The sequence below is a fragment of the Moorella mulderi DSM 14980 genome (assembly GCF_001594015.1).
In the GTDB taxonomy this organism is placed as follows: domain Bacteria; phylum Bacillota; class DSM-521; order Neomoorellales; family Neomoorellaceae; genus Neomoorella; species Neomoorella mulderi.
This window is the reverse complement of record NZ_LTBC01000005.1, coordinates 121,623-146,290: the sequence shown is the minus strand read 5'-3', so window position 1 is coordinate 146,290 and position 24,668 is coordinate 121,623. Positions and strand designations below refer to the sequence as shown.

Sequence of the window (24,668 nt, the reverse complement as noted above, 5' to 3'; positions counted from 1 at the left end):
ATTTGCTCCTTTCTTAATATTGAAAGGTCCGGGCGGCTCTCGCGCCTTATTTCCTCCCTATCTGGCTATATCTTTAATAACTTACAAATCGCGCCGATATCTTCATCTTCCGCCCGCGCCAAGTTCTTTATGCCTTCTACTAGTTTGTTAAAATGACTTTCGGCCATGATTCCCCGCAGCAAGTTTGAGGCTTTGTTAACCACATCGTCCCATTTTAGGGGCCGCTCCTCGCTACCTAGGGGGTCATTAATCCTGACCTGATAACGCTTGCCATCCTTAGTAATCATTAAAACCTTGCTGCAAAAATGCTCAGGATAAAGGCTATCCATTTCCGGATCCACTACAATCTCGACTTTCTCCATAAGTCGACGCATATCAGGGTGACCGAAGCATTTCTCTTCCATGTGCTCGGGTAGGACATTACCAAACATTATTGCCGCACTTACTGCATACTTCAAACTCATCTGCGCCTGTAAAACCGTAGCGGGCAAGTAATCGAAGCCGGTCTGCGTTTTAATTACCCGGCTTGTGAATACAATTATTTTCTCTATATCGGTAACCGCCACATGCTGGTTGGCCATAATGGCACGTACAGCGTCAATGGCCGCATGGTTGCTCCCGCAACTGGCATACGGCTTAATACAGGTATCCGCGCATTCAAACTTTTTCCCAATAGCTTGCAACAATTTTTCGGGAACAGGCTTATCGGAAGTAGCCCGCCAAAAACCGCCGTCCTCGGCATCAAGAATTCTTATGGGACCAGTAAAACCTTTCTTGGCTAATATTGCAGCCATTATGCCACTCTGGCTTGCCCGCCCGGGATGTAAACGCTTAGTCATTGCGCCATCATAGTTAAAGGCCCAGAGCCCACTAGCCTGGGTGCCCGCGATGCCGAGAGCCCATGCCATTTGCTCCTCATCAAGCCCCAGGATCTTGCCTGCTGCCGCTGCAGAGCCGAAAACCCCGCAAGTACCTGTTAAGTGCCACCCTTTTAGTCTGGAAACCCCAGGATTTACCGAAAGCCCCACCCTGATCATTACCTCATACCCAGCCACTAGAGCTACGAGAAACTGCCGGGTCGTGACTCCCCCTTCTCTCTCGGCCATAGTTAAAGCTGCAGGGATAATTACAGAGGCGGGATGGAGTTTGGATTTATGATAGTCGTCATAATCAAACGCATGGATCGCGGTACCCAACGCTAACGCAACATTTACTGCCGGTCCCTTGAAATCAGTCAACCACAACGTGGCCTCTTCTTTTCCTCCTAGTTCCTGCACAAATTCATAAACCATTTTGCCCCAAGGCTTAGTGCGGCCATAGCACCCGCAGGCGATCCCGTCCAATAAAATACTTTTAATCTTGTCTACAACTTGAACCGGAAGGCTGTCATACCGAAGCGAACAGACAAAACGGGCCAGTTCTAGGCTAGGTGTGGGGTACTTATAATCACTCATCTTTCTTTCTCCTTTCGTATAGCATTACTAAACCAGCCATCATAGCACTTAAAACGTTAATCGTTTAATTCAAATCTTGTTCATAACATTTACCGTCAAGATATAGTCATCTTCTCCAGTATGGGTTCAATGCCGTCAAGTTCCTCTATGCGCCTTATGTCTTGCAGCATCCTCTCTATCCTGTCCTGGCTCAAATGAATACTCGCATTGATCTCAAATTTTTGGATCACGTCGGTTTCGCTAATAGGGCATTCTTTGCACCCACGCTCATATTTTTGTATATGTTCATAAACAGCACCGTCGGAAAGGAATACTTTTACCCACCCCGGAAAATGACCTGGCCTCTCGGCCCCAGAATCTGCCACGCACTCTACCTTGTCCATTAAATCCAGCACAACCTGTTCGCCGGCATACTTCGCATCGAATTCCTGGGGGCCCACCCTGCCTCTAAACAGGGCCATGGCAACCGCAAACGGCAGGCTAAAACGCATAGCATAATCAGTAGTCGGTCTCCTCTTGACACTAATGGGGTCGCAGACGATTTTGAACCCACGCGGGTCTATGCGGCATTCTACCCGCTCTATCTCTTTATAAGTAAACTTATGCGCGCTTTGCAGGTATAAAATGCAGTCTATGAAGGAATGGAGGTAATGGCAACACGGATATAGCTTTACAGAAATCTCCTCCGTCCGCCACTTATTTCCTAAATCGGCAAAATAATCTTTTATCCCCTCGTTAAAGCCCAGATGCGTTGACCACAATCCAAACCCCCCTTCAAAAACCTCGCGTGGGCCAGTAAAGCCTTCTCTTGCGAGGTTTAATGCATATATTGCACTGTGGCTGGCCCAACCTGGATGCAATTTTTTTACCCAGGAGCCGTCGTGAAGAAATTCCTGTAAAGCAGCAGCTTGGCTGCCGCAAATACCCAGGGCATTTACCAGCACCTCACACGGCACCTTTAAAAGCCTAGCGGCTACGCAAGCTGAAGCAAAGGCCCCCAGCACGCCTGTGGCATGATATCCCCGGTCGTGAAAGCCACCTTGCGCCGCCAATCCCAATCTTATCATTATTTCATACCCGCAAATGGCCGCCATTAAAATATCGTCCCCGCCGGCACCCACTGACTCTCCTATCGCAAAGGCTGTAGGAACGATACAAGCGCTGGGATGAACAATAGCCGCGACATGAGTATCATCAAAATCTAAGCCGTGAATCAAAGCCCCGTTGGCCAAAACCGCATCTGGCGCACTGACTTTCTGTCTGGTGCCCCACAATGTACTTTCCCCGCTCTTATTAAAAGATTTTGCTACCTTTCTCACAACATGCGCGTGATTTAAATTATAAGCGGCAATTGCCACCCCCAGAGCGTCAATAAACAGTAACTTTGCATGGTTTCGAACTCCCTGCGGTACTTCAGCAGGATTGAAATTCATGACAAAATCAGCAATTACCTCAGAAAGCGAACTCGTGTGCCTCAATTCCATTCAACCCCCTATGGTAAATTATAGTATTTTGTCTGCCATAATTTTTCTCCCCACCAAGCGGGCCTTTTGCTTCCTGGAGCGCCCTTAACAGCAACACCTTCTCTTAATCTGTACTCCCAAAGGAATAACCGTTTGTGTCGCAGCCGCTTCCACCAAAACTTGGCTCCTGGGCAGGCTTTCCCCACGCAAGGGGAATAACGACCTTCTCCAACTAAATCTAATCTTCAAGCGACTTTTTTATCGCTTCTGTCCTGCTCTCGCCAACTAGAGGTATGTTCAACATCTTCCTCAATTTTTGAGTTACCTGCGGATCGCACATCACGCATATTAAGACCAATAAAACGCCGCCAACAGTCAAGTAGTGATTGGGCCAGATTAATAGTGCTCCTGCGATTATCCACAGCAGCCTCCTGGCGATCCCTATTTCTGCAAGCCAGTATCCCTCGAGGCCCACAGCCATAGCAGCTACACCGGCAAGGCACGAAACAGATACAATTACAATGTCTAATGGTTTTCCAATCATAAGCAATTCTGGCTGTAACACAAAACAATACGCGACCAGGAAAATCGGCAGAGCAATCCGCCAGGCCACAAAACCGGTACGCATAGGCGAAGCTCCGGATATTCCGCTTGCCGCATAGGCAGCCAGGCATACCGGCGGGGTAATGGCCGACAGGGCCCCGAAATACATGACAAACAGGTGTGCTGCCATAACCTCACCGCCCAGTTCGACAATAGCAGGAGCCGCTAGAAGGGCCAATATAATATAGCAGGCAGTAGCCGGCAGGCCCATGCCCAAAATCAATGAGGCAGTCATAACTAAAAACATTAACAAAAGAAGATTTTCCCCTGCAAGCGCGATTAAAATCGACGAAAATTTTAAACCTAAGCCCGTTACCTGGAACATGAGCAACACAAGACCGGCGCAGGCACATGCCATAATTACTACCAGGGCGTTCTTCGCAGCTTGAGTAAAGATATCTAGTGCCCCCTTCAAAAGCGGCCTTAATTCCCTCTTTACGCTACACAGGGAGATTAGTATTACTATGCTCCAGAAACACGCCCTTGCTGGAGAATATTGATAAATCCCTAGCAATAAAACCAGTACAGCAAGTGGCGTTATATAAACCCACCCATTCTGCCTTAGAACCTCGCCGAAGCGGGGCACGTCTTCTCTCGGCAAACCGGACAATTGCCTTCTCCTCGCCCGCAAGTCTACGGCTATATAAAGTCCCACATAGTAAAGAAGGGCCGGTATTATAGCAGCAACCACAATCGACCAGTAGCTTATACCAACAATTTCCGCCATAATAAAGGCTGCAGCGCCCATAACAGGCGGCATAATTAAACCGCCTGTAGAAGCCACCGATTCTACTGCCCCGGCAAACTCCGGTTTGTAACCCACCCTCTTCATTAAAGGAATGGTCACTGACCCCGTGCCCACCACATTGGCAACGGCGCTGCCGCTTATGCTGCCAAAAAAGCCGCTGGCAAAAATCGCCACTTTGGCAGGTCCTCCCCGCAGGGTTCCCACTAAGGAGTTGGCAAGTGTTAAAAAGAAGTCGCTTCCTCTTAAGGATTGCAGGAACTGGCCAAACAGAATAAAGATAAACACCATACTTGCTGAAGCCTCGATGGGAGACCCGAAAATACCTTCATTAAACATATAACCTAATGATATAACATTTTGGAGCGATGCACCCGGATGCTTCAACTCTCCGGGCATCCAGGGACCTGTAAAAATATAGAGTAATGCAACGAGAGCGATGATAGGAAGGGCGGGGCCAGCGACACGCCTGGTGCCTTCCAGCACCAACAGGAAAGCTATCACGCCGAAACACATATCCCATATAGTTGGATTTGAAAGCCTCTCCGGCTCGGACAACGCCTCCCAGTTAACGCTTACATACAAGCAGGATATTAATGCCAGCAGCATTAGCATTAAATCTAAAACCTGCCCAGCAAGAGAACCAATCCCCTCTTTCCTCTTGGCAACTGGATACACCAGGAATACCAGTGCCATACCCAAACCGAGATGAACGCTTCGCTGGATCATTGCTGTAAAAGGCATGGTAGCGGCGGTATAAACTTGAAAAGCGCTGAGAGCAAATCCTAAAATTACTATCAAAAACTTGACTATTTTATCCATGAATAACAACCCCTCTTTCCTTGTAATGTGTATGTTCTAAACTCCCAAGCGAAAGTGATATAATTTTGGCAAATTATTCTGGGGGGGCTGTTTATGCAACTGGTCTACAATTATTGTTCCCTGCTTTTTCCTGGGGTTTTCTGGGTTTTTGCGAAAACCTACGTAATTTTTTGTATAAGCCTACCGCTCTCTGGCTTACTGGCACACGTTAACACATGCAAAAAAAGGGAAGACAGGCATTAACCTAGTAAAATTTAATCATTATGCTGGTATCGAGCCCCTTCTCAACCTGTCCTCCCTTGTTTCAGTAACTACACCAACCTTGCTAAACCAAATTTATTTCAGTATCCCTACCTCCCGCGCATACTTTTCAACCCCAGGATGCAGAGGAGCTATAGCTCGCTTAACAGTGTCTTCTAAGGTGGACCCCTTGACGCTGGAAAGCACTTTTATCCATTCATCGTAATTTTCATGAAGGGCTTTGGCTATTTCATAAGCTTGACCTTCCGGAAAATCCTCTGTAGCCAAAAGCGTGTACCGCCGACCGAAACACCGAATATCGTTGTCCAAGCCCGCGTAAGTACCGGCTTTAAGTATTGTTTCCTCGTAGTACGGTAAAGCCTTGAGCACTTTTTGAATGTCTTCCTCACTCACGGACAGAAAACGTACTCCCCCGGGCATCGTAGCAGCTTCTTGAGCACCAGACATGGGAGCAATGGCGTTCACCAGCCACCCATCAATCATCTTGTTACGAAGAGCTTCCACAGATTCATTCTGGCTCAGATACTGTGCTTTAATACCGTTCTCTCCTATTCCCAGGGCTTCCAGTATCTCTTTATTTGCCTCATAGGTACCGCCGCCCTTATTACCTATCGCCACTTTCTTGTTCTTCAGATCGTAAATGCTCTTGTAAGGAGAATCCGCCCTCACAATAATATGGAAGACTGAGGGGCCGGTGAGATAAATGGTGCGCAAGTTTTTTGCCGCTTCTACCCCAATACCATGATAATATTTGTTTACCCAATCATTGCCCACTACTCCTAATTTCATCTCACCCTTCAAAATTCGCGTTATATTCTCGCCTGACCCGGCAGTGATTTGCGGAGTCAGTTTAACCTTACTATAGTTATTGACAATCGTTGCCGCCGAGGTCCCCCAAAGGTAGGTGAAACCTCCTGTAGTTGCCGTCCCTAGCATGATACCCGAATCCTTATCCACGCCTTTGCTCTCTTCTGCAGCCTTCTTGACAGTTGCACTCTCAGAAGCCTTCTGTTCAGAAGCTTTCCCACAGCCTCCGGCTAGCAAGGATAATATCACTAGAACCAGCAACAACCCGCTCAAAAGCTTACGCATTTCACATAAACCTCCTTTTTGATCATATTTTACCACAATCCACCTATAGTAACCTCCAACCCGTATGCTTGGGCTAAATCCTTAAGACTATCTAAATGCTCATCTGCCTGTCTTTTCTTCCCTATATATTTCCACGGCATCCCCAGAGCTTTATATTTCGCCACTGGCAGCTCATTAAATGGCAGCAGATCTAATTTTTTTATTTTTAATGAATGTATATATTTAACTGTTTCTCTAATATTTTTCTCATCGTCATTATATCCCGGTATCAGCGGTATTCTTATTACTATTTCCGGGGTCCCCTCCTCCTGGCATAGCCTTTCAAGGTTTTCACGTATTAATTTATTAGATACTCCGGTACCTCTCTTATGCGCCAACTCGTCCATGTGTTTTAGATCATACAACACCAGATCGAGGTGCTCGGCCGCTGCTTTTAAAGTCTCATAGCTCGCATAACCGCATGTTTCGAGAGCGGTATGGAGCCCCGCCTCCTTGCAATGTTTGAGCAGGCTGACAGCAAACTTAGGCTGGTACAACGCCTCGCCGCCCGAAAGCGTCACCCCTCCTCTATCTGAACCGTCGTAAAACGGCTTATACTGCATAACCACTCTTAGCACCTGCTCGACCGTCATCCAATTCCCTACCCTGCTCAACGCATTCGTGGAGCATGTTTCTACACATTTCATGCAATTATTGCACTTGCTCCTATCAATCCTTTTATCGCTATCAGGAATAATCGCACCTGCATCACATATTTCCGCACAACGGCCGCAGCCGACGCACAATTTCTCATGATACATGACATCGAAATCTAGGCTCCAGGTTTCCGGGTTCTGGCACCAATCACACTTCAGCGGGCAGCCCTTAAAAAAAACCAAACTTCGAAGCCCGTAGCCATCATGCACCGCATAGTCCTGGATATTTGCAATCAAACCCCTTAGCTCATCACTCATGTACAGCACCACTCTTTCCGCCCAATATCGTCTACCGAAAACAGGATTGCTGAGCCTTGCAGGCTTGAATCGGGATTCTAACCTGCAAGGCTCAAGCTTTTAATCTCTAAACATTACAATCTAAGAATCACCTCCCTGGGTTCCTGCGTCAGCGCACTGGCGAATTGTAGCCACCCTATATAAGAGCGAGGCTAGATCACGTGCTGGGTGCGTTCTATAATAGCATCCTGGACAAACTTATCCATTTCCACGAACTTGGCGTTATAACCAGACACCCTTACTACGAGGTTGGGGTATTTTTCCGGATGCTGCTGGGCGTCTCTGAGGGTTTTCGCGTCAACCACATTAAACTGAATCATATCCAACCCCAAGTTCAAAATTGTTGTTACATAATCCTTGAACTTCTTGAAGCCAGCCTCACCCTCTATGCAAGACGGCGACAACTTCTGATTGAATATGTTCGCTTTTTGCTTCCGATGATCTATCTTCGCGGCAGATAATATGGCCGCCATGGGGCCTTTTCTGTCATATCCAGCATGGGGGCTAATGCCACCATCAGTCAACCAGTCTCCCAGCTTCCTGCCGTTAGGCAAGGCCCCCACTTTGTCCGCTGTAGAGAACATCCAGGTGATTATGAGCCCGGAAGGCATAGGCGAGGCATTGTTGATATCCTTTACTTTGCTCATTTCTTCCGCTATCATGGCGTAAGTTTTTTTGGCAACTTCGTCTGCATAATCATCGTTATTACCGAATTTGGGTGCGTTAATGAAATCCTGGCGCATCTCTTCGTAGCCTTCCCAATTAGACTTCAGCGCCTCGAGAACTTCACTCATGGTATATTTTTTGTCATCAAAGACAAGTTTTTTCAGCGAAATCAGTGAATCGCATGCATCCACTATGCCCGGCACATTAACCCAAGGCATACCCTTCTCGGGAGTATCCATAATATCCCGGCAGGATTCCAGCGAGCGCCTGAATAGGGCAGAAAGGAAAGGCCGTTTGCATAACTGGTTGTTACACTCTTCAGCAATAGTCTTGATTCGCGCCGAGGTGCGCATTACCCAGGCGAACTGCTTTCTGTAAGCTTCAAAAAACTCTTCGAAAGTTTTATGGTCCCTGGCATCGCCCGTCTTTATGCCGATCTCTTCGCCTGTCGTGGGGTTCACGCCATTGAAGAAAGTGAGTTCTAAGATTTTTGCCGGATAAACAGTCCAGGCGTCCCTCCTACACCTGCCCCAATTAATAGTAGGCGCCGGGGAGATACAACCCACTACCGCCCAGCTCCGGGCTTCTTCCAGGGTAAAACCGTAATGATCTATCAAAGTAGCAATGGCAATATCCTCGTTTTTGATAGAGGGTTGTCCCAAACCTTTTCTCTGCAGTTCCAGCACTCTCTCATAAGCCCTGGGGTTTACCTTGGGATGCCACCTGAATTTAAAGTCAGGATGATTAATCCACAATTCGTCCAGGGCGTCGCATATCAATATCGTCATGTCATTACAGGCATCGCTGCCGTCCTCAGGCTTCGTCCCTCCGATGGTATACGTGGCCAGGTAATTGTTGCCCTGTAAGCTCTTTCTCCAAACTAACGGCAAGGGCCGGCCCAATTCGTCTATCTTCAAGAGAAACTCTTCCATCAATTCCAGCGCTTTCTCCCTCGGCAACGTCTTATCTAAAATAACGTCTTTTTCATACCATTTCCAGAAGATCTGATCTAGTCTCAACGATGTGCCGTGGGATAGCTGCTCAATGACATGGCACGCCAGGAATGTGAGCCAGTGACTCTGCACAGCCTCCCAGAAGCTATTCGCCGGGTTGGCAGGAACATTTGCGCATATTCTTGCTATTTGCTCCAGTTCCTTCTTTCTAGCAGGGTCCTTTTCTTCCTTTGCCATTCTCCTGGCCAGTTCGCTGTAGCGATTAGCCCAACGGATGACCGCTTCTACGGCAATAATCATTGCTTTGACATCGTTTTGCTTATTGTTTATTTCGACGGCTTCCCGGCCACCGACACAGTTTTCCCTTGCTTCGTCAAGTTTTTCCACTTTTTCCTGTAAAATCTTCTTGATGCCGTTTAGCCCATTCTCCAGTACAAGATCATATTCGGCCTGCGACCGCGTGGTATACTGCGTCGGCAGGACTTCCATAAAAGTATGATCAGCCTTGGCCAATTTCAGTTCTTTTTCCGTCAGCCTGGAAAGCAATAGCTTATTTAAGCCTTTATCTGCCCAGTAGGCAAGCAGTTCATTCCATTCTCCTACTTCTTCTTGCTTCACGTTTCCGTCAGCAATAATCTTTTTTATAAAGTCGGGCTCTGTGGACTCTATACATACTGGCAAAGCATGGGGGTCCTCTGCATAAAATCCTACCAGCAACTCATGCGGCCTAATAAAAATAGGCATGGTATCCAAATATTCAGCCAGGGCCTTCGCTCTCCTAATAGACGTGGGCTCGCCTTCGGTCTCTTTCCAGACCTTTGTATACGCCCTGGAACGAAGGATAGAGAGATAAACAGGTTTTACATAACCCTCCTTCCAGAAATGTTTTGGCACATGTTCTTCTTTGTACCTCGCAATGCGTTCTGATAGGGCCATCTTGATTCGTACCTCCTTAGACAAAATATAGATTACACAATATCTTTATTGCAAATTCCGTGCCACTAAAAAACAGGGGGCTGTTTAGTTTAATAGTTTGTTATCAAAACTAGACCTGACAACTGACGGAGCTATTTGCAGTCAACAGGCAAATAATGGAATGGCGCTACTAGATGTAGCATCCGTTGTATCGCCTGACACAAATACGTTTCATTACTAATTTAAATAAAACAGAAAACTAGACAAAATTCCAAATCACCTGGTCAGGCTCCCTATTTACTCCCCCCTGAAAAAGTCCCCTTTTTTGCAGTGTTATTTCTGGACTGTAGTCCAATAGATTTCTAATTGCATTACCCATCTTGTTATACCATTGTGCTAAAATTCCATACCCGACCCAGGCGGTGGTGCCCTTTATATCCCCTGGAAAGGCTATGGCGTAAACCATATTTGCGCTTAATCAAAATCAAAGTAGTAGCATGAGGTACTTTTTGGGTTAAGGGAATAAGATAGCAATACCGCCACTTGGTACTGTCATTTACTTCCTGGACTAAAACTTCATAACCCAAGCCATAGCGGTACTTCAGATACGTCATGTGCAGGTTGGTTTCCATAAGAATAGTTGGCCTACCAATGCACACCTCAAAACCTATCATCATCCAGAAGTTCATCCACCCTGGCCAATTCTGGATTAAGTTGGATCAAGTCAGATGGCAGCAGGACATTCCCAGTGGGTGAGCTGCGGATATTTTAGCCTTAACATGAGACCACCCTGGAGGAAAATGAGATGGTGTGGCGAATGTTAGCTTACACTATGATAATATCATAGTTCGGTGTCAAAAATCATTATAATAAGAATTTTTTCTTGTAAGGACAGGATATTTTAGAAATTTGGCGGATTTTAAGACGCAATGGCTCTTGACAAGTTAATATTTTTACTTTAGTAAAGTATAGTGTAAAGGCATATAATGATTTCGTGCAAAAACCGCTTTATGTAAGTTTTTATTGTGAAATTGTATAGAGAGAGATTGGTAATGATTATTGGGGATGTCATTAGATAGTCGCCGTGAGTATTTAAGCAATATGCACCAGCGTTACCGCCAGGCTACCCCCCGGGCCAACAAATCCCAGATAATCGACGAAGTCGGCAAAATGCTTGTATATAACTGTAAGTATGCTATTATCTGCCAAAAAGCCGCCTAGAAAGCGAACTAAGCCATTAAAGTATTTAGAGGCGCTTCCAGCTATCCAGCTTGTTTGGGAGGCCCTGGACTATCCCTGTACTGAACGCCTGCATCCTGTACTGCTATCCACCGCTGAGCTCCTGGCCAGCCACGGGGAGCTTTTCCTCACGCCTCAGGTACGGTGAGCAACTGGCTCAGATTAGCCGGTCTACTTTAGCCAGAAGAATGGCCCGGTGGCGCTCACCTAAGCCTAAACGTACCATACCGCACCAGAAACCTGGTTCCAGGCTTCATACCGAGGTGCCAATCGAGTGCTATGATTGGGATGAAAACCGTCCCGGAGCCCTTGAAGTTGACCTGGTTGAGCATAATGGCGGTTCTTCCCTGGGCCATTTTGCCTACACAATCACCGTCGTCGATGTGGTGACGGGTTACAGTCGCCGGAGGGCTATCCTTGGCCGCGGACAGGCTGCCGTTTTTCGCGAGTTGAAGGCTATTCTTAATTAATTCCCCCTGACTACCGTTAGGTTTTCTCCATTATTGTTGGTATTAAGCTGCTTCAGGAAATTAAAAGCGGCCAGGGAATCCCGGTTATGGGAAAAGAACCAGGCCAGGATGAGGCGGTGTTCAGGGTTGCGAGTAGCCCAAAAAATCTTATGGCGATTGTGGAAGAGGAAAGTCTCGTCGATATGCACCTTACCGTTGGGGACAGGAAGTTCAAGGTGCCCCAATTTCTGGTAGAGGCAAGCAGCCGCCTTTTAGTCCAGATCTCAATATCTGGTGAAGGAGAAACGTTAAAGATATCCTTCAAGATAGTAGCGGTAATTGTGGCCGGGAGAGCCAGATAAACGCTAAAGTAGAGGGCAATAGCAAGGGTGTGTTTAGAGTAACGCATCTCCATAGGGCGGCCACATAGTGGGCAATGGACAGCAGTTTCCTTTTGCTTAGACCGTGGCATACCAGGTTAGAACTGGTGGAGACAATCGAGGTTGGTGCACTGGTAATTCTGATAGAGGTTGTCATCGGGGCCATGCTGATGACCATTTTTGCGAGGATGGCTCCCGCATTTAGGGCAAGGCGGATTACCGAAAGCCTTACGACTCAAAGTTTGGTTACCCTCCTTTACTGGGATTTGATGGCGTTACTAATAAGATTCTCCACAGGGAGAGGGGTAACCTTCATACACAAAAAAGTATTGTGCTGAAACAGGTTCAGAAATTCTGTTTTGGAAGCATCGACAAGGTGCATCCGAGAAACATCTCGACAAAATCAGGGGGGATGATAGATATGGTTACTAAAAAAAGCAAGATAGGTATTATCGGTCGCAGAAAAATTATTGATTTAACTCAGAAAGTATTACTGAATGATTTGCCATATCAGAATAATGAATTCGTATATTTTCAGGGCATGTTTCATGAAGCTTTTTCTCAAATCAATCAGGTTGCAGATGAGATTGAAGTATTTGTATGTGGGCGCTCACATAGTGAACTTTTAGAATTATGGTTTCCTGCAATACCCAAAATAGTAATAAAACCTCTCCCTTTTGACATAATACTGACCGTTAGGGAGGCCGCAAATATAGACTCATGGGTTCATGTAATTAATTCTTATGATTTAGTAGAATTGAACTACGTAAAAGATATTTTTCGGGCTGATATTAAAATTTCTCAATATAAATTTACTAATCAGGACGAATTAAACAATATATTTTATTCAATAGCCCAACAGAGAGGTAAGGCTGTTGTTGGGGGAAGCCTAGTATGCGATTTAGCCCCTAAGTACGGGCTTAAAGCATTTTATTATTATTCGGAGCAGGCAATTAAGCAGGCTTTATTGGAAGCACTTCAGTTAGCAATGATAAAGCGAGAACTTAAGATGAAAAGGAGTTATGAAAAACTGAATAGAATAATAGATCTTAGCAATGTTGGTTTGATAGTAGTAAATAATTTTAATTATTGCATCGAATTCATCAATAATGTTGCGGCGCAGATTCTTGGTCGAAGCAAATCGAATACTATAGGCATGAAGGTTGCCGAAGTTCTTCCGGAGACGTTAGTGAATAGTGGCCCCAAAGAAAACTTTGTGACTAATATAAATGGCGAAGAATTACTATGCGACATTGTTTTTGATGAGGGTACATGGTTTTATCGTTTCCAGGAAGTAAAGAGAGTTGAAAAAGCGAGCTATAATATACGAAAGCAAATGTTATCTAGGCCGCATATAGCTAAATATAATTTTGGAGATATAATTGGGAAGGGGCTTTCCGCAGTTAAGGAAATAGCTCGATCCTATGCCGTATGCTCTGAGGCAAACGTGTTAATTGTAGGGCCGACCGGCACGGGCAAGGAGTTATTTGCCGCCAGCATTCATAATAACAGTCCCAGGTCGGGAGAACCATTTGTAGCTGTCAATTGCGCTGCTTTGCCTGAAAATCTTCTTGAGAGCGAACTTTTTGGTTATGAAGAAGGGGCCTTTACAGGAGCTAAAAAAAAAGGAAAGCGAGGTTTAATAGAATTGGCCCATAAAGGGACATTGTTTTTAGATGAGATTGGCGAGATGCCCCTTCCCCTTCAAGCAAAACTTTTGCGAGTTTTACAGGAAAGGGAAGTTTTGCGCCTTGGTGGAGAAGTGCTTATTCCGGTAGATGTGCGTATTATAGCGGCAACCAATGTCCGTTTGGAAGATTACGTTATATCGGGTAAGTTTAGATCTGATCTTTATTATCGTTTGGCGGTTTTAGTTTTGGATATTCCACCTCTTACAGAAAGACGCGAGGATATTTTAGACTTGATCGACGCGTTTTTGGGCGACAAAATTCCACCAATTACCATTTCAGTCATAAAAGAGGTGATTTTAGATATATACAAGAATTACAGTTGGCCTGGCAATGTAAGAGAGTTACAGAACATATTAGAGAGACTCGTGACTTATTTAATGTATTCCCAAAAAATGACACTTCCTGCAAAACAGTTGTACAGCGATCTTTGCAGATTTTTAAAGGCATCTCAAATTTACAATAAAGATAAGTTACCTTTTATTGATTTGATTACCACTAACTTTGAAGCGCAAAAAATCAGGGAAAAACTCGACGAAGAAGTTATTGCCACTGCCCTAAAGCTGGCTTGTGGGAACAAGACAAAAGCAGCTGAAATTCTGGGGATTAGCAGGTCGACGTTTTGGAGGAGAAGCAAAAATGTAGGTGGTAATGTAGCCTTTCGTAACGCCCAAAAAACCCCAGGTAAAAGCAGGGAACAATCCAATTAAAGGGGAGTGAGTGATGGCAAAAAATAAAAGGCATCTTGGACGAGCAAATCAACGAGGTCACCATAACAACGAATATAAACCATAATTTATAAAACCATAATTAACAAATAAAGGAATTAAAGGGACAAAAAAGGGAAAAAAAAGCTAATCCCCAAAATGAGCGTATTTCAGGGATTTAATAGAAGGACCTTGTTTAAGCTCATCTTCCGCACCCCTGCGAGCAGCCAAAAATAATTTTTACAGGTGTAGAGAAGGAAATATTTATAAGAATAGTGTCCGGTATAGTGTGTAAAAAAGGGTGGGATTAGAAGCAGGAAGGGCCACCCTCCCTCTGGTAATAAAAAATAGGCAAAACAAAAACCATCACCAGGGGGTATGGAAGATGGCCCATTACCAGGTTACCGTAGATGGCGAGCTTCTGCAACAGCTATTTTTGCGGGATGATGGCTTGGCCCCGCTGGTGGAGCAGGTTCTAAATCAGATTCTCGAGGCCCAGGTCACAGAGCAGCTCAAAGCTAAGCCATACGAACGCACAGAGGAAAGGCGGGGATATTGTAATGGCTACCGGGAGAAATCACTAGTAACCAGGATTGGGCGTCTCGTTTTGTAGGTACCCCGGATTAGATGCGGCGAGTTTTCCACGAGTTGTGCGGCACAGAGCTATCTAGTCGACCGTATCCGAGCTATGCAAACGTCTTGCCCCGATTGTAAAAGCCTGGAATGAACGGGACTTAAGTGAAAAGGAGTATCCCTTTCTTCTGGTGGATGCCCTGGTCATAAAGGTGCGGAAAGGTGGCCGGGTGCGATCACAAAGTGTGCTTATAGGCTCTGGGGTCAACAGGGAGGGCTATCGGGAGATTTTAGGGCTGATGATTGGGGACGGTGAATCTGAGGCTAGCTGGTCGGAGTTTTTCGCCTGTCTGAAGAGGCGTGGGTTAAAAGGCGTTGACTGGGTGGTTTCGGACGACCATAAGGGGCTTGTAAAGGCCATTATGACCCATTTTCAGGGAGTAAGCTGGCAGCGATGTCAGACGCATTTTATCCGCAACATATTAGAAGTATGTCCCAAGTCGCTGCAGCGGAAATTCCATACTCGTGTTCTGCCAGGAAGTCTAAAAAATCCTGTTTTGATATTTTAGCCAGTTCTGCCGCCTTGCCTAATGACAGGCTGCCATCGGCAAAGAAAGTTGCCGCCAGCCTTTTTAAAGCCTCGGCTTTAACCATTTGCTCCGAGACCCGGCCCTTTAAAAAAGCTCTTTAGGTAACTCGAATTCAATCCTTATGGTCTGACATTGCATTTTATCATCTTCCTGCCGCCATTTTACCCCAGTAATGCCAATTTATCAATATTGCCTGCACGCAAAACGATTTTTTTATCAAAGCCATAGAACAGGTTTTGCTTCTGTCTTAAAACTAACCAAAGGAGTAAAAATGTAAGGGAATACCCGTCTCCAGCGAATACCCCGAATTTCGCAACCGAGAAAAGATTGAAGTATAAGTAAAAAATTTGTGCAGAAAGCAGACAAAAAGCTGCCAAATAGCTCGGAAGATGAAAGCCTCCAATCCAGGGTTTTCTCCGGGATACTATCACTCTGATCACCAAATTATTTTCCAATATCCAAACAATATAAACAGCCGCTACGCCACCCTTCTTGCCAAGGATGTATTGCCAGTACAAACTGCTCACCTGAAAGAAAGCTTTGAACTGGCCCCGGCCTCAAAACTGGCCGAGGCGGCCTATATGGCCACCAACAGGTCAAGGCATAACCCACCCTCACCTGTAATTCCGAATGACAAGTTCCGTTATCGGTCCTCTCCGTTTAGGCCTGCAGTTTATAGCCCTCCTGGCGTAGACTACCTGAATATCGTATCCTGAGTACAATTCACGTATAAAGGGCGTATCTGAATTACTCAGCATTACCAGGCAGCCCCTCCTATCCAACTCTCTAAACACACCTGCTAGGCGCTTTTGGTCTTCAGGCCCGAAAGCATCCGAAGTGTATCCCGTAAAGTTGGCCGTATCCGATAAAGGGTAATAAGGTGGGTCCAGGTACACAAAGGCACCCCGTTGGGCAAAGTCCAGTACGCGGCTAAAGTCATCACAAATCACCTGCGCATTTCTCAAAGCTTCCGTAACTAACCGGAGGTTGGGCTCATCCACGATCTTGGGATTTTTATATCTCCCAAAGGGTACGTTATGCTTACCCTGGCTGTTCACCCTCCATAGGCCATTATAACCTGTTTTATTAAGATACAAGAACCTGGAGGCCCGCTCTACTGGGGAAAGATACCGCGGGTCTAAAGCCCGGATGGAGTAATAATATTCAGGTGTGTTTTTATGCTTTTTGAGGTCGCTTAGCAGTTCCTCTAGGTTGTCACGCACTACCAGGTAAAAATTAATAAGCTCTTCGTTGCTATCAATAAGTATAGCACTGGGGGGCAGTAAGTGGAAAAACACCGCCCCACCCCCCAAGAAAGGTTCTATATAATGGCTATATTCCTTCTTAGGGAATAGTGGCTCAAATTGCGATATGAGCTGGGCTTTACCCCCTGCCCATTTCACAGGAGGCTTAGGTCTCAATTCTCGAACCCATAAAGAGGAAGATTTATCTAACACCTGCTATTACCTCCAGGGTTAGCCTCTAGCAAGATATTCGCTTCCAGGAGACAAATTCCTTCTTAGATAGCTACAAACGACGGTGGTAGGTATTTACCTGTAAATACTGGTGGCCCGCTCGAAGGGCCGCCTGGGCGGGGTGAAGGAAAACAAACAACCCAAATATGTCTTTAACCCTGGTAGCCTTGATTAAAAAAGAACCGGGGCCTTCCGGCACCCGGTGCAAAAATTATACCTCCATGATAATCGGCAGGATCATGGGGCGACGCCTGGTTTTCTCATAGAGGAACTTGCTCAAATTGTCACGGATATTGCTTTTAATGGTAGCCCAGTCAGTTACCTTGCGTTCTTCGCATTTGTCCAGGGTCTGGCGGACCTTTTCTTTGGCCTCCTCCAGCAGTTCCTCAGCCTCCCGGACATAAACAAAACCCCGCGAGATAATATCCGGCCCGGCAATCACTGCTCCCGTCTCTTTGCTTAAAGTCACGACGACAATCAAAAGGCCGTCCTGGGCCAGCTGCTTGCGGTCCCGCAGGACAATATTGCCTACATCGCCTACCCCCAGGCCGTCCACCAGGAGCCTCCCGGCCGGCACCCGGCCGGTAATGGCGCCCCGCTCGCGCGTAAACTCCAGCACCTGGCCATTTTCCGCCACGAAGATATTCTCCGGCGGTATACCGAGTTCTTCCGCCAGGCGGGCATGCTTGATGAGCATGCGGTATTCGCCGTGGACGGGGACGAAGAATTTGGGTTTGACCAGGCTTAAAACCAACTTCAGCTCTTCCTGGCTGGCGTGGCCGGAAACGTGGACCCCATCTATAGCTTCGTGGTAAACATCAGCCCCCTGCTTGAACAGCTGGTCAACCGTCCGCGCCACCAGTTTTTCATTGCCGGGGATAGGTAATGCCGAAATAATTACTGTATCCCCGGGAACAATTTCAATCTGGCGGTGATCATTCCTGGCTATGCGGGTCAGGGCCGACATGGGTTCCCCCTGGCTCCCGGTAGAGATAATCACCGTCCTGTTTTTTGGCAGGTAGGCCAGTTCGCTTAAATCCACTAGGGTATTTTCCGGGATATCCAGGTAGCCCAGCTCCAGGGCTATATTAACAACATTAACCATACTCCGGCCTACCACGGCTACTTTACGATTATACTTGTAGGCGGTAGAGATTATCTGCTGCAACCGGTGCACATTGGACGCGAAACTGGCGACAATAATGCGCTCCCTGGCCTGGCGGAACACTTCATCAAAGGTTTCGCCGACCACCCGTTCGGACATAGTATAACCGGGGCGCTCGACATTGGTGCTGTCGGACAATAACACCAGGACGCCCTCTTCCCCCAGCCGGGCAAACTTGTAGAAGTCAAATACCTCACCATCGATGGGCGTGTAGTCAATCTTAAAGTCGCTGGTATGCACGATGGTCCCCACCGGCGTGTGGATGGCCAGGGCGACGGTATCGGCAATGGAATGGCTGACATGGATAAACTCCACCCTGAAGGGGCCAATCCGGAGCATCTCCCGGGGCTTAACCTGCTGTAATTTGACCCCGTTCAGGTTCCCCTGCTCCTTCAACTTGGCCTGGAGCAGGGCCAGGGTCAGCCTGGTGCCGTACACGGGTACATTCAGGTCCTTCAGCACATAGGGTAAAGCGCCGATATGGTCTTCGTGGCCATGGGTAACGATAATCCCCTTCACCATTTGCCGGTGTTCCAGCAGGTAGCTGTAATCGGGTATGACCGCGTCAACGCCCAGCATTTCGTCCTCGGGAAAGGTCAGGCCACAATCAACGACCAGTATGCTGTTTCCGTACCTGATCGCCATCATGTTCTTGCCTATTTCCCCGAGGCCGCCCAGGGGGATCAAGGAAACCTTTTGCTCATTTTCGGCCATTAATCCACCTCCATTTTTCATTTGTCAAAGATAAACTTGTAGTACGTTCACAATTAAAGACCGGGCCTGCTGCCGCCGGCCCGGTGTTAACCCCCACGTTCAAAACCAGCTATATTTATTATACCTCAAAAGTCCTTATCCCGCAACATTAACCAGCCCGTAACAGGCCCGCCGCTTTCAGGGCCGCGGCGATTTTTTCCTTTTCCGCCGGGCTGGCCCCGACCAGGGGCAGACGTACCGGCCCGGCCGGTAGGCCCAGCATTTGCAGGGCTTCCTTCACTGGCACCGGGTTGGTGGTTATGAACAGAGCTTTAAACAAAGGGAAAAGCTCCCGGTGCAGGGCCGCCGCCCCGGCCACATCGCCGTTGACAAAGGCCCTGACCATGGCCTGCATCTTGTCGCCCGCCACATGGGCGGCGACGCTGATAATGCCGTAGGCGCCTACGGCCATTAAAGGCAGGGTCAGGGAGTCGTCACCGCTGTACAGGAGGAAGCCGGCCGGCGCCTCCCTGATAATGGCCGTCGCCTGGTCCAGGTCGCCGCTGGCTTCCTTTACGGCGACGATATTTTTAATCTCCGCCAGGCGTAAGGTCGTTGCCGCCTCCATATTGCGCCCCGTCCGGGAAGGAATATTATACAGTATAATCGGGAGGGAAACGGCCCGGGCAATGGCTTTAAAATGCTGGTACAAGCCCTCCTGGGAAGGGCGGTTGTAATAGGGTACCACCAGCATCAGCCCGTCTACCCCCAGGGCTTCTGCCTCCCGGGAAAGCTCGATGCTGGCGGCGGTGGAGTTGGTGCCCGTGCCGGCAATGACTGCCGCCCTGCCTCCCACTGCTTCTTTAACGGCCCGGAAAAGGGCTATTTTTTCCTCGTGGCTCAAAGCCGGCGACTCCCCGGTGGTGCCGGCCACCACCAGGCCGTCGCTGCCGTGGTCTACCAGGTAAGCGGCAAGTTTCTTAGCGCCGTCCAGATCTAATTTACCGTCTGCTGTGAAAGGGGTCACCATGGCTGTGAGGATTCTACCCCACGGCATAAGCTTTCACCTCGCCTGTTTCTTCATCGTGCAGCTTGAATTCCCGGTGCAGGACCTGCACGGCCCGCTCCATGTCCGCCTGGTCTACCAGGCACCATATAGATGTATAAGAATCGGCCGATTGTAAAATCTTTATCCCCGCACGGTTTAGGGCAGTGACAATGGTTGCCATGACCCCGGGTACGCCGCGCATACCGGCCCCCACTGTAGCCACCTTGGCACAGCCAGGACGGGCTGTAACCGTCAGGCCCAGTCCCTCAATCAGCTCCACGGCCCTGCCGGCAGCGCCAGCGGCAACTGTAAAGACCAGTTCCCCGGGAAAGACGTTAATAAAGTCAACGCTGATGTTATTCTGGGCCAGGGTCTGGAAAACAGCTTCGGCTCTTTCTCCTTCAGGTAAAGTAACCCTGAGCTGGGTCAGGCCCGCCATATGGGTAATACCGGTAATCACCCGGTCGCGGCTGATATGAACGCCGCTGGGACCCGGCTGCCAGGCCACCACCAGGGTGCCCGGCCCGTCGCCAAAGGTGGATTTTATCTTTAAGGGTATATTTCCTTCCCGGGCAATTTCCACCGCACGGGGGTGGATGACCTTCGCCCCTTCATAGGCCATCTGGCAGACTTCCGTATAGGTGATGGTACTCAAGGTCCTGGCATCGCTGACGATGCGGGGGTCGGCCGTCTTGACACCATCGACATCGGTGAATATCTCCACCGCTTCCGCCTTCAGGGCCACGCCCAGGGCTGCGGCCGTTGTATCGCTGCCGCCCCGGCCCAGGGTAGTTATTTCCCCGGCCTCGGTAACCCCCTGGAAACCGGCCACCACCACTACCCGCTCCTGCTCCAGGTAGGACTGGACCCGCCGGGGTTCCACCCTGATAATGCGGGCATCATTAAAGCGGGCATCGGTAATGATGCCGGCCTGGCCGCCGGTGAGAAAAACGGCCGGTATACCCCGTCCCTGTAAAGTCGCGCTTAAAACTACACCGGCAATAATCTCCCCGCAGGCCAGGAGCAGGTCGCGCTCCCGGGGCGAAACCTGGTTGTCCCCCAGCAAGTCCAGTAAAGTATCGGTGGCATAGGGTGCCCCCCGGCGGCCCATGGCCGAAACGACGACGGCCACCCGGTAGCCGGCCCGGCAGGCCTTTTCGATATGCCGGACCACCATTAACCGCTGTTCCGGGGTGGCTACCGACGAACCGCCAAACTTCTGGACCAGGACCTTCATGACCGTCACCTCGCTCTAGAGAAGGCCCTCCTGCACCAGCAATTCCGCAATCTGGACGGCATTGGTAGCCGCGCCTTTACGCAGGTTATCGGCTACAACCCACATATTCAGGCCATTGGCGATGGTAAAATCTTCCCGGATACGACCGACAAAGACTTCATCCCGGCCGTCGGCCTGGATGGCCAGGGGATAGGCTTTGGCTGCCAGGTCATCCACCACCACGACCCCCGGCGCCCGGCGCAGGAGTTCCCTGGCAGCCGCTGCCGTAAGTTTTTCCCGCGTCTCCACGTTAACTGCCTCCGAGTGGCCGTTAAAGACCGGTACCCGGACCGTAGTGGCTGTGACCTGGATCTGGTCATCCCCCATGATCTTTTTAGTTTCATTAACCATTTTCATTTCTTCCTTGCTGTACCCGTTCTCCAGGAAGACATCGATATGGGGCAGGCAGTTGAAGGCTATCTGCCAGGGAAAAACTTTACCTGTTACCTCTTCCCCGGCCAGTACCTGCTGGCTTTGCTGCCGCAGTTCATCAATGGCTTCCTGGCCGGCTCCAGAAACTGCCTGGTAGGTAGAAACAACAATCCGCTTGATACCGGCAGCATCATAGATGGGTTTTAATGCTACCACCATCTGGATGGTAGAGCAGTTGGGATTGGCAATTAAACCTTTATGCCAGCGGACGTCCTGGGGGTTGACCTCCGGTACCACCAGGGGTACTTCGGGGTCCATACGGAAATTACTGCTGTTATCAATCACCACCGCCCCGGCCTCCACTGCCGCCCGGCCGTAAATCTTGCTCGCTTCGCCGCCGGCAAAAAGGGCCACGTCGATCCCGGCAAAGGAGGCCGGCGTGGTTTCCTCGATAACGTACTCTTCGCCCCTGAAGGTCACAGTCTTGCCCGCCGAACGGCTGGTAGCCAGGACCTTCAGTTTACCAACGGGAAAATTCCTCTCCTCTAAAACCTTGAGCATAGTCTGGCCTACGGCCCCGGTACCAACTACAGCGACATTGTAAGTCTTCATCAGCTTATTACTTTCCTCCTGTCACCTGCCCCTTTGGCGGAGGACCCAGTAAAAGGGGCTGGATCTGCCGCCCCTCCAGGGCCGCCAGGATGGTATCAACAATTAAATCCATACTGGCTACCAGGGAATTGGGTTTATTGTGCGGGTCATCCTGGCCAAAGGGGACCAGGTAAATATTTTTCATATTCATTACCCGGCCTAAATTTACGGCGTTAGCCCCCAGGCCGTCGTTGGTGGAAATGGCGATCACCACCGGCCGCAGGTTCCGCAGCTGGGCCTTCATGGCCATCAGGACCGGTGTATCGGTAATCCCGTTGGCCAGTTTAGCCAGGGTATTGCCGGTGCAGGGGGCAACTACAATGACGTCAAAGAGTTTTTTAGGACCGATTGGTTCCGCCGTAACAATACTATCGATGGCTTTTTGCCCGGTAATCCTTTCTACCTCCGCCCGCCAGAAGGAACTGGTGCCAAAGCGAGTATCGCTGTCCCTGACAGCCGGCGACAGGATAGGGACAACCTGGGCACCTTCAGCAACTATCCTGGCCAGCTCTTGGATAACCGCCGCCAGGGTACAATGGGAGCCTGTGACGGCAAACCCTACCCTTTTGCCCTTGAGCCGCATATTCAAGCACCTCCACGTAGGGTTTACAGCCGTTCCAGGCATTTTAAAATGAGGGTGGGATAAAGACGGGCCAAGATCTGCCCGGCCGTCCGGGGGGCTACTTTACCTGGCAGTCCCGGGGCGAGCATGGCCCGGCGCTTGAGGGCCGCAGCGGCGGTAAAATCTGTACCACCCGGGTCCGACGCCAGGTCAATAATCAAGACACCAGGTTTGGTCCGGGCCAGGAGAGCTTCCGTCAGGACCGGGGCGGGTACAGTATTAAAAATGACATCAGCCTGCCCAACTATTGCTGCCAGTTCCGTAAAGGTAAAGGCCGGCCAGCCTTCGGCGTAAGCCCGGGCCCGGTCGGCTGCGCCCCTGTCGATTACTGTTACCCTTGCTCCCACCCCGGCCAGCATCCTCGCCAGGGTAAAACCGGTCCGTCCCAGTCCCAGGACAAAGGCCTCACTGCCGTGGAGGGTGATGGGGAGTTCCTGCATGGCCAGCATAATGGCTCCTTCGGCCGTAGGGATGGAATTTAAGATGGCCATTTCATCCATCTCGGCCGTCTCCACCAGCTGCCAGCCACGTTCTGCCGCCATATCTTTCAGGTAGGCCCGCGCCACCCCCACCAGGACCGGTGTTCCCGCCGGGATTGCCCCGGCCACTTCCCGGGTGAAATATAGGGGTTGCCGCGCCCGGGGAGCATGGATCATGCCTTTAGTATTAACTCCCGGTACTGGTAAAATGATTACCCTTGCCCCCTGGACAGCTGCCAGGGGATCTTCATAGCTGGTACACCCTTCCCGCTCCGGCAAATCTCCCAGGCCAGCTACCCTGACCTCGGCCCCCTGACGCAACAGTTCCTCCAGGAGAATAACCTCCCGGGCATCGCCACCCAGCATTGCCACCCTGGTCCCTGCCAGCATCCCACCCATGCCGGAACGACCTCCTGCCAAGTTAGTACACCTGTACTACTTGCAATATATGTGAGGCCGCTCCGGGAGGTGCCAGGTCTATAATTCCAGCAAGTTTTCCAGCCCGTAAACCACCCCCTTAAGGTGGAGGACCCGCCTTACGGCCAGTAAAAGCCCCGGTAAAAAGGCTTCCCGGCTGATAGTGTCATGGCGAATGGTCAGGAGCTGTCCCTGGCCGCCAAAAATTACCTCCTGGTGGGCCACCGCCCCCGGCAGGCGAATACTGTGGACGGCCAGGCCCCGGTACGTGGCCCCCCTGGCCCCGGCGACCTTTTCTTCTGCCGCTGGCGGGGCCAGGGCCGTCTCTATCTCCTCAGCCATTAGTTCCGCCGTTTTTAAGGCCGTCCCCGAAGGAGCATCGATTTTTTGTTCATGGTGCATTTCAATAATTTCCGCCCGGGGGAAGTAACGGGCGGCCTGCCGGGCAAAGTGCATCATTAAGACGGCCCCTAAAGAAAAATTGGGAGCCACCACCGCGCCCACCTGCCTGGCTTCGCAAAGCTGGTGCAGCTCATCCAGCTGCTCCAGGCTGATGCCGGTGGTGCCAATCACCGGGCTTACTCCCTGCTCTACGGCCAGCCGGGCGTTGGCCAGGGCGGCAGCAGCCACGGTAAAATCGACCATCACCTGCGGGCGGGTGGTTTTTATCACTGCTGCCAGGTCATCATTAATGGGCACACCGTGCGGCTGCAGGCCGTTTAAGGTGCCGATATCCGTACCAACCGCCACCCGGTCTACGGCCCCTACCACTTCGATGTCACCTGCCTGCAGCAGGCCCTTCGTCATTTCCCGGCCCATACGGCCGGCGGCACCGGTAACTACAACCCTGATCGTAGTTATCCACCCCGCTTAAAAAA

21 protein-coding genes and 2 pseudogenes are annotated in these 24,668 nt (G+C 49.5%); 5 read left to right on the top strand and 18 right to left on the bottom strand.

Annotated elements, in window-relative coordinates:
• Positions 1–65: 65 nt before the first annotated feature.
• The 7 genes and pseudogenes from MOMUL_RS08755 to MOMUL_RS08725 all read right to left on the bottom strand — a co-directional run.
• Entirely contained in the window at positions 66–1,454 is a 1,389-nt protein-coding gene (locus tag MOMUL_RS08755; RefSeq protein ID WP_062284158.1) for an MmgE/PrpD family protein, read from the bottom strand.
• Positions 1,455–1,549: 95 nt separating this feature from the next.
• Positions 1,550–2,938 (bottom strand): MmgE/PrpD family protein, encoded by a 1,389-nt coding sequence (locus MOMUL_RS08750; protein ID WP_062284155.1) that lies wholly within the window; start codon positions 2,936–2,938, stop codon positions 1,550–1,552.
• A gap of 217 nt (positions 2,939–3,155) precedes the next feature.
• Positions 3,156–5,087 (bottom strand): TRAP transporter permease, encoded by a 1,932-nt coding sequence (locus MOMUL_RS08745; protein ID WP_062284152.1) that lies wholly within the window; start codon positions 5,085–5,087, stop codon positions 3,156–3,158.
• 336 nt (positions 5,088–5,423) lie between these two features.
• Positions 5,424–6,440: a TAXI family TRAP transporter solute-binding subunit gene (locus MOMUL_RS08740; protein WP_062284149.1), complete on the bottom strand. Its 1,017-nt coding sequence runs from the start codon at positions 6,438–6,440 to the stop codon at positions 5,424–5,426.
• Between the two features lie 29 nt (positions 6,441–6,469).
• Positions 6,470–7,393 (bottom strand): glycyl-radical enzyme activating protein, encoded by a 924-nt coding sequence (locus MOMUL_RS08735; RefSeq protein WP_064774374.1) that lies wholly within the window; start codon positions 7,391–7,393, stop codon positions 6,470–6,472.
• A 191-nt stretch (positions 7,394–7,584) separates the two neighbouring features.
• The gene (locus tag MOMUL_RS08730) at positions 7,585–9,987 is read right to left on the bottom strand and encodes a pyruvate formate lyase family protein (RefSeq protein ID WP_062284143.1); all 2,403 of its coding nucleotides are present in this window, start codon (positions 9,985–9,987) and stop codon (positions 7,585–7,587) included.
• Between the two features lie 440 nt (positions 9,988–10,427).
• A pseudogene (locus tag MOMUL_RS08725) lies at positions 10,428–10,747 on the bottom strand (transposase); the annotation flags it as partial.
• 284 nt (positions 10,748–11,031) lie between these two features.
• Between MOMUL_RS08725 and MOMUL_RS16615 the strand changes: the two are divergent.
• From MOMUL_RS16615 to MOMUL_RS15770, 5 genes and pseudogenes are all read left to right on the top strand, one after another.
• Positions 11,032–11,187: a hypothetical protein gene (locus MOMUL_RS16615; protein ID WP_161484989.1), complete on the top strand. Its 156-nt coding sequence runs from the start codon at positions 11,032–11,034 to the stop codon at positions 11,185–11,187.
• A 281-nt stretch (positions 11,188–11,468) separates the two neighbouring features.
• Positions 11,469–11,675 (top strand): hypothetical protein, encoded by a 207-nt coding sequence (locus MOMUL_RS08720; RefSeq protein WP_153018326.1) that lies wholly within the window; start codon positions 11,469–11,471, stop codon positions 11,673–11,675.
• A gap of 86 nt (positions 11,676–11,761) precedes the next feature.
• A complete protein-coding gene (locus MOMUL_RS17315) occupies positions 11,762–12,016 on the top strand; it encodes a hypothetical protein (RefSeq protein WP_236713055.1) in 255 nt (84 codons plus the stop codon).
• A gap of 439 nt (positions 12,017–12,455) precedes the next feature.
• Positions 12,456–14,432: a sigma 54-interacting transcriptional regulator gene (locus tag MOMUL_RS08705; protein WP_062284130.1), complete on the top strand. Its 1,977-nt coding sequence runs from the start codon at positions 12,456–12,458 to the stop codon at positions 14,430–14,432.
• 382 nt (positions 14,433–14,814) lie between these two features.
• Positions 14,815–15,532: pseudogene (locus MOMUL_RS15770) on the top strand (IS256 family transposase); the annotation flags it as partial.
• On the opposite strand, the gene MOMUL_RS15765 reads toward MOMUL_RS15770, so the two are convergent.
• The 11 genes from MOMUL_RS15765 to dapB all read right to left on the bottom strand — a co-directional run bounded on the left by MOMUL_RS15765 (position 15,471) and on the right by dapB (position 24,651).
• Positions 15,471–15,656: a UPF0175 family protein gene (locus MOMUL_RS15765; protein WP_236713054.1), complete on the bottom strand. Its 186-nt coding sequence runs from the start codon at positions 15,654–15,656 to the stop codon at positions 15,471–15,473. The pseudogene MOMUL_RS15770 and the gene MOMUL_RS15765 sit on opposite strands and share 62 nt — an antisense overlap.
• A 97-nt stretch (positions 15,657–15,753) precedes the next feature.
• The gene (locus tag MOMUL_RS08690) at positions 15,754–16,110 is read right to left on the bottom strand and encodes a hypothetical protein (RefSeq protein ID WP_062284125.1); all 357 of its coding nucleotides are present in this window, start codon (positions 16,108–16,110) and stop codon (positions 15,754–15,756) included.
• 96 nt (positions 16,111–16,206) lie between these two features.
• Positions 16,207–17,049: a DNA adenine methylase gene (locus MOMUL_RS08685; protein WP_062284123.1), complete on the bottom strand. Its 843-nt coding sequence runs from the start codon at positions 17,047–17,049 to the stop codon at positions 16,207–16,209.
• Positions 17,050–17,119: 70 nt separating this feature from the next.
• Entirely contained in the window at positions 17,120–17,275 is a 156-nt protein-coding gene (locus MOMUL_RS16610) for a hypothetical protein (protein WP_161484988.1), read from the bottom strand.
• A 3-nt stretch (positions 17,276–17,278) separates the two neighbouring features.
• Positions 17,279–18,946: a ribonuclease J gene (locus MOMUL_RS08680; RefSeq protein WP_062284120.1), complete on the bottom strand. Its 1,668-nt coding sequence runs from the start codon at positions 18,944–18,946 to the stop codon at positions 17,279–17,281.
• Positions 18,947–19,094: 148 nt separating this feature from the next.
• Positions 19,095–19,982 (bottom strand): 4-hydroxy-tetrahydrodipicolinate synthase, encoded by an 888-nt coding sequence (gene dapA, locus MOMUL_RS08675; RefSeq protein ID WP_062284118.1) that lies wholly within the window; start codon positions 19,980–19,982, stop codon positions 19,095–19,097.
• Positions 19,969–21,210, bottom strand: a complete 1,242-nt coding sequence (gene dapG, locus MOMUL_RS08670) for an aspartate kinase (protein ID WP_062284116.1) — start codon at positions 21,208–21,210, stop codon at positions 19,969–19,971. Before dapG ends, dapA begins: the two co-directional genes overlap by 14 nt.
• A gap of 15 nt (positions 21,211–21,225) precedes the next feature.
• Positions 21,226–22,233 (bottom strand): aspartate-semialdehyde dehydrogenase, encoded by a 1,008-nt coding sequence (locus tag MOMUL_RS08665; protein WP_062284114.1) that lies wholly within the window; start codon positions 22,231–22,233, stop codon positions 21,226–21,228.
• A 7-nt stretch (positions 22,234–22,240) separates the two neighbouring features.
• Positions 22,241–22,855: a dipicolinate synthase subunit B gene (locus MOMUL_RS08660; RefSeq protein ID WP_084785557.1), complete on the bottom strand. Its 615-nt coding sequence runs from the start codon at positions 22,853–22,855 to the stop codon at positions 22,241–22,243.
• 23 nt (positions 22,856–22,878) lie between these two features.
• Complete coding sequence (dpsA, locus tag MOMUL_RS08655) at positions 22,879–23,772, bottom strand: dipicolinate synthase subunit DpsA (protein WP_062284107.1); 894 nt, start codon at positions 23,770–23,772, stop codon at positions 22,879–22,881.
• A 78-nt stretch (positions 23,773–23,850) separates the two neighbouring features.
• Entirely contained in the window at positions 23,851–24,651 is an 801-nt protein-coding gene (dapB, locus tag MOMUL_RS08650; RefSeq protein ID WP_407937688.1) for a 4-hydroxy-tetrahydrodipicolinate reductase, read from the bottom strand.
• Between the last annotated feature and the right edge of the window lie 17 nt (positions 24,652–24,668).